At 44.1% G+C, this 6,642-nt stretch carries 7 protein-coding genes; 6 read left to right on the top strand and 1 reads right to left on the bottom strand.

The annotated features are described in order from the left end of the window. The 6 genes from NZM04_08350 to NZM04_08325 all read left to right on the top strand — a co-directional run. Positions 1-378, top strand: a 378-nt coding sequence (locus tag NZM04_08350; GenBank protein MCS7064033.1) for a hypothetical protein, incomplete at its 5' end; no start/stop codon positions are given. 248 nt (positions 379-626) lie between these two features. After that, positions 627-2,321: a hypothetical protein gene (locus NZM04_08345; protein MCS7064032.1), complete on the top strand. Its 1,695-nt coding sequence runs from the start codon at positions 627-629 to the stop codon at positions 2,319-2,321. A 14-nt stretch (positions 2,322-2,335) separates the two neighbouring features. Continuing rightward, entirely contained in the window at positions 2,336-3,316 is a 981-nt protein-coding gene (locus NZM04_08340; GenBank protein ID MCS7064031.1) for a hypothetical protein, read from the top strand. A 238-nt stretch (positions 3,317-3,554) separates the two neighbouring features. Then, positions 3,555-4,223: a hypothetical protein gene (locus tag NZM04_08335; protein ID MCS7064030.1), complete on the top strand. Its 669-nt coding sequence runs from the start codon at positions 3,555-3,557 to the stop codon at positions 4,221-4,223. A gap of 9 nt (positions 4,224-4,232) precedes the next feature. After that, on the top strand, positions 4,233-5,192 hold the full coding sequence (locus NZM04_08330; GenBank protein MCS7064029.1) for a hypothetical protein: 960 nt from the start codon (positions 4,233-4,235) through the stop codon (positions 5,190-5,192). A gap of 36 nt (positions 5,193-5,228) precedes the next feature. Beyond that, on the top strand, positions 5,229-6,407 hold the full coding sequence (locus NZM04_08325) for a phospholipase D-like domain-containing protein (protein ID MCS7064028.1): 1,179 nt from the start codon (positions 5,229-5,231) through the stop codon (positions 6,405-6,407). A 52-nt stretch (positions 6,408-6,459) separates the two neighbouring features. Here the strand turns inward: NZM04_08325 and NZM04_08320 are convergent. Continuing rightward, on the bottom strand, positions 6,460-6,642 hold a 183-nt coding region (locus NZM04_08320), incomplete at its 5' end, for a hypothetical protein (GenBank protein MCS7064027.1).

Below are 6,642 nucleotides of genomic sequence, written 5' to 3'. Positions count from 1 at the left end.
CAAGAGCTACAGGGAAAAGGCTGGAAAGGGAAAATGCCCCCATATCGTATTAATGAAAATCTTAGAAAGAAACTACTCGCTGAATTTGAAGTGATAAAACAAAACTATTTCAAGCCTCCTAAATCTCAAAAAACTCTATCTCCAGAGGAGCAAAAAAAATTAGATGAAATAGACCGCTATATCACCCTACCCCCTTCAGAAAAATCAGAAACTACAGAGCCTAAAGCCTCATCCGAATCTTTAGTTGCCCACAACAAAAAAAAACAACGCTTCAGAACAGAATTCTACAAATGCCACTATCTTCGATATGGACTTGTTCGCTTACGGCATTATCGGGATAATAGCCATAATAGGACTGATGCTCATACTATTATATAAATCAAATCGAAAAGAAAATCCACTATAGAAAAAGCTTTCGATTTGGGCACGGATAAGTTTGGGGATAGTTACATTTATTAGCCTGCCCTGATCAATTCAGACACCATTTGCAGGAATAAGGGAATTGATTGATGAGGGAGCATATTGCAAAATGGAATTCGTTGGGTAACCTTACAACACATAAAATCAACCGATATTATTATTTTGAAAATAAAGATAATTCGGACTATAGATATGAAACCGTGAGCATGCTAGCTGGTGTGAGCATTGTAAAATCCAAGGTATCTGAAATTGCATACGGATCCTATTCTGTCGTGGAGAATGATCCAATTATTGCCGGAGGAGAATATGAAAAAAGAAATCGGGAGTATCAAGCTTTTGGGGTTCGGATTAAATGTGTCATGTGTCCCGGGAGGCCTCCCTATCCTTGCCGCGATTACGATAGAGAAGAGACCTGCACAGCCCACTATCAGGAAGAGCGAGGGTTTTACAAGCTGGTAACACTCAAATTAACATCGGATGAACCAATCACGATGAATATCTTGGAAGTCCATAGAAAAAGGCAAGCCCCTCTCAATAGCCGATCTTTATTTGGAAGAACTAAGCCACCTCTCTATGGCAAAAAAACACAAAATTTGGTATGGAAAGCTAAAGAGCAAGGCGGCAGTTTCAATGGGAAAGGGGAGTGGACAGCCGGCGACCCCTACGACAGCCAATTCAAGGAAAACGCAGGGGAGCATGACACTCCGAAGTGGAAAGTAGAAGAAGTAAAAGTTACCGAGCTTTCCAGCGGCCAAGAAAAAGAATTCCTTCCCAAAATCGAAGACCCTGGCTGGAATAAACGGCGTGACTGGGAGGTGCTCCTCCTGCCTGTAGAAGTGGTCGATATAAAGGATCATGGAAACACAGGGGATGATGTAACAATCCAACCGTGGGATAAATCGACGCCGATTGCCGATTCCAATATCGCCTGGATCGATGCGCACACGTCAGAACAGAATCCTGCGCCGCGCATGCCGCAGCTTGAGTTTCGTATCCCTGGCCTTCCCCAAGACGTGAAGCTTGAAGCCAAGCTGCTTGTTGAGTATGAGCGTCCATACGCTGGCAAGCAAACCGATGATACGGTGAGAATCCCGGCGAACGGCTCATTTCAGAATGTGACAAATGGCCGATGGGAAATATGGAGGGAATACGCCAACCTTCCCTTTTTCGGAGGAGATGCGACCCTTACATTCAAGATCAATGACGGGGCTGAACAGACGATCAAGTTCGCCATCGGCGGGCGAAATCCTGATGATGCCCGGTGCAAGGCATACATTCAGGGGCGTCCGGGTGCCCCATGGTATGCTTACGCCATCGTGAAGCATGAGAGTCAGGCCTACAATCCCGGACACTACAACCAGTTCTGGGAGCGCAGCGGTAACAGTAGCCCAATCAACAGCGGAGTGAACTACGCCTTCACGAAGGGCGACCCCCTTGTAGTTCGATCTCCTGGGGAAATTGGCGTCGGTGGGGCAGGCCTTGCACAAGTCACTGGGGCAGCAGGAAACAAGACCGTATCAGCTCCGCGAGAAATATTTTGGAATTGGCAAAAGAACGTCGATGCCTTCTTGGTCATCTTGGCAGGCAAAATCCAAATCGCGGAGATGTTCATGAACGATCCGAATCCGCGCAGCCAGACTAACCCGATGCCTAACGGGCAGCGTCCTCAAACCATTTACCATACAGGCCGTAATGTTCCCGTGCCAAGCCGGGTGCAGGGTCCTGTAACTTTTGGAGACAATCAGGGCGAAAAACGTCCCGAGGATGCAGTTGCGATCAAAGCATACAACGGCGCTGCGGCTCATTGGTGCTCATGGCAAGGTCCACCTGTTCTTGCTTGGCAGTTCAATTATGGGCAAAACAACTACGTTGAGGCTGTTTGCAACCAGATAGACCCATAACCGCCGCCACGACCATGAAGAACCTCGTTTTGTATTGTATTGCGGTGATGGCACTGTGTGGCCGGTCACTTTATGCTGAGCCGCTCGACGATTGGCTTTTGGCGCAGGTGCAAAAGGATGAACAATTTCTGTCTGATGCTATTTCACAGGCCAACGGTGAATCGCTCGAATTGCTCAGGGACTCGCGAACCTACATTCCTTTCTTTCTGGAAGCCCCAGGGAACCACGCTTCCGATTTGACAGAGTATAAACCGTTGTTCGATGCTTGGAGAAATGGCAATGGCCAGAGCTTCTTGCCTGGAGGATACATCTATCGAATCAGGTTTGCCGATGCGCCGCCGTTGTATGCTACATCTGCCGGGAATTGGGATGGCACCACTTGGCACAGTCTCGCTTTGGGCAAAGACTTCGCGGTCAACCCCTCCCGTGTTTGGAACGGTTCCGGGAATGATTATCTTTTTGCAACGATGCTGGCAGGTGTTCCTCCAAAGATCGTCGTGTATGATCAACAGGGCGAAGTAAAGAAGGAGGAGGCATTTGATGCGAATGCCGCCGATCTTGACCAGCGCGTGGCAGCCGCAGAGCAAATGTATGCGGAAAAAGGATCCCCCATTTTGGAGATGCTTTCGCTAGCCGAGTATTTAGAGAATCCAGATGACTCATGGCGAGAAGTCGATCTTTCGGGGCAGTTCAATTTGCGGAACCAGCAACAACGCAGCACTGAACGTGAGCGACTAAAACCCTTTCTCCATCTCACCCGAAAAGCGGCTATCGAAGCTTTGCGGTTGAAGTCATCACGGCAAGAACCGCAGCGGCCTCACGCTTCATCGGAACCGATGCCGGTGCCGCAAGCGCCGGAACCAATAAAGTCGCCCCAAGCCACACAAACGCCCGTCGAAAAATCCCCCTCGTCCGCCCAGTGGCCATTGGTGGCGGCGGTGGTGATTGTGGCTGTGCTTGGCTTTTTGTGGCTATGGCTCAAAAAGCGGAAGTGACACGGTTTGATAGGTTCGGGCGTTGCTCGCGCCTTGGTTGTTCGACGGCGGTCGCTAGTTTGGCCCGTCACGTCATCTGCTCGTGGCAGCTCGCTCCTTGCACACCTCGACACATGTCGCGCCCGTTGGTTGCTCCCTATGCCATGCATGCACGTAAGCAGCCGCTGAAAAGAATATCGTAGATGATATCAAACTAAAGATCGTCTCCAGAGAAAAATATCATGTTGCAATAAATACGTTGAAAATTCTCAACATAATAGAGATATTTCTTAATGCTAGTAATCTAGTTAAAGCATTCGCCTCGAGCACGACACCGGAAGGCGCCACGGCAACTCCTACTACTATACATCAAAATGAAAATGGCCTGACCCATAACGTAGGAGTGCTATTTAAGCCAGAGGCGAATCCTGGGGATTCAATTACAGCGAATTTTGGTCACGAATCAAAACTCTTGAAAGATGTGATCCTCAGTCACACATTTGAACATTGGTTGAAAGAAAGACTGAACGAAAGACGAACCGAAGTGCTGGAAAAACTGAAAAAATTACCACCAGATCAAAATATTCGTTGGTTTGAGTGGAGTTATCCGAAACAAAGTTTTAGATTTTCATTAGTTCGAGACCAAGACTTATTGCTAGCTCTTGGGAGCGTGTCTTTTAATATGACGATTCAAGTCCCTGTCCATCGAGATGGTTATGTAGATAGTAGCACAGGCATCAGACTTTACGGTGAAATGTATGACTTGTATGGTTTTGATAGAGAATATAGAGATAATCTTACTCTCTTTTCGGACTATGGTGCCTTTGCTCAAACAGGTTATATTCAGGCATCGGACGGAGGACGTGTGTATAAAATCAAGATTAGTTTCAATGGCGACATATCCTATATATCCTTCAATTTCAAATAAGTCCCTCTTATGAAAATAAAATCATTGATTATATATCTACTCGTCTGCGCTCTCGGCCACGGACAAACACTCAAAGAGCTAGATGAATTAAAGAATAATCTCAGTAAGGCTCGAAACTATCAAGAGCTGGAAAAAATAGTTTCCAGCGATAAATGGTTAACTCTTCCATCGACTCATGATGTCCAAAGAGAAAAAAATAAAGAGAAACTCAAAATCAAGCAAGCTAAACTAGACGTAGGAAATTTGATGATCGATAAATTAATTGAATTGAGTAAACCTGTCTATCTCAATAAAGTGACTTTAGATCAACAAGATCTAGAAGTCTTATATAGGCTCATGATGCGATTTTTTAGTTATCAAGATTTTAGTAACTACCTCTTCGGATGCTATTCTGGGAATGTGATTATATACTCACTGATAGGAAAAATGCTAAAAGATGGCGGTTATCTTGAGGTGAAAGAATATCTGGAGAAACATCCCTGGCCTAATACTGACTGGAAAAAGACGCTGAAAGCATTTCAGAAACACGATGATTATCTAATCAAAGAAAATGATGCCTTTCATAAATTCTTAGAAAATGAAATGTTCCAAATCATACATATAGCTATAGATCCTACTTTAGCCCAGTATTTGATAGATTACTGCTTACTCACAGCAAAAGAAATCTATATCAATTCTAGAGTCATTACGGTTGTTTATTGGGCTATGGAGAATGAGTATATAGTAACATCATTATTGCTAGGTTGGGTTGATTTCTTATGTTCCGGAGGTAGTAATGATCAATTAAATCCTATTAAAATACAAGAGGTTCTAAAAGATCGTGACTACAAATATGCTTTTCCTCAATTCCAACGCAAAATCTTAAGCACTTCAGCCATTGACGATTTACCCAAACTTTATAAAGAAGGAGATTCGATACGAAATAGTCTATTAAGAAGGGTATTAGGTCCTGATTTTGAGAATAAGTGAAAATATTCTATTTTCAAACCTTAAAATAGCCTATCTATGCTAAAACAAAAATTTTATTGGCTTTTTCTGATTGTCTTACTCTTGCTTGGCCTATATTATTTTTGGGATTGGTATAGCGCTGAGTATGAGTCTGCTCAAGTCGAGGTCGTTTTCACGCCTTTCAAACGAGTTGCTATGGATAGGCTATTGGAAACGATACGAAAGGCAGAGAAAAGTATTGATGTAGCGATGTTTTGGTTGACTGATCCTGAGATTATGGAAGCTCTTGCAAAGCAGGCTAAGAATGGAGTCAGCGTGAGAATAATTATAGATGAAAATACCGTTGCTGAGCGGCGATTTTTTGATCGATTTGATAAGATGGTTAAAGAGGGGGTAAAAGTTTTTATAGAAAAAGAGCCTGGGAAACTTCACCTTAAGTGCGCGATCATAGATAATAAATTATTGATCACAGGAAGCGCGAATTGGTCATCGTATGGATTTTTGATGAATTTAGAGGATGTGCTATTTATTCAGTCAAGAAAGATAGTGAATAGCTATAAAAACAAATGGAACTGGCTTTATAAGAAAGCAAAACCATGGGTGAGAGAGGAGATAGCGAACCGATTGGTTTATTCACGCACTAATCCTGGCGTTGACCCTAATATAGATTACAGTAGGATAATGGGAGGAACAGAAAGGGAATGGTCAGGCGAGATTCAAGAGAAATTTTCCATTATAGCTAAGGATATTGAGAGTTACTACACGCCATCAAGGGATGGGCAATTGAGTAGCGGGGTAGGGATGCTTGTTAAAGATATCGAGCAATCAGTGCGTGAAATTAAAGCAGCAATGTATTACGTGATGGATGGCGACGTTATCAATAAACTAGTGGAAGCAGCAAAGCGCGGTGTAGAGGTAAAGGTGGTTATCAGTGAGAAAATGCTTAGGGGTCCAGTGAGCAAAATTTTAGAAATGCTGGAGAGAAACGGCATCAAGGTTTACCTTCCTCCTCTGGATGGAGGAACTCAACAAGGAAGTATGCATTTGAAGTGCATGACGATAGACGATCGGATTGTGTGGACAGGGAGCGCAAATTGGACATTAAATGCGAAGGAATTAAATATAGAAGATTATATACGTATAGAGAATGAAGCCCTAGCTAAATTCTATAGTAACTATTTCAATGCCTTACTCAAAATCTCCCCTGAATATAAAACAACCGCCTCGAATAGGTAAGCTTCTGTAGGCGGTTTTTGTTTCACTGATATACCACCATGATCACCTCGGCTCACTTGACTGCGTCACGGATGAAAAAGGGCACGTTGTAGAACGTTACAGCTACGATGCCTGGGGAAAGCGCCGCAATCCCGACACCTGGGCACACTCTACGGACGATGTTATCGGCACGACTGCCCGAGGTTTTACCAGCCACGAGATGCTCGATGAAGTCAACCTCATTCACATGAATGGC

The organism is Candidatus Methylacidiphilales bacterium, assembly GCA_025056655.1.
Lineage (GTDB): Bacteria > Verrucomicrobiota > Verrucomicrobiia > Methylacidiphilales > JANWVL01 > JANWVL01.
This window is presented reverse-complemented; position numbering and strand designations above follow the sequence as displayed.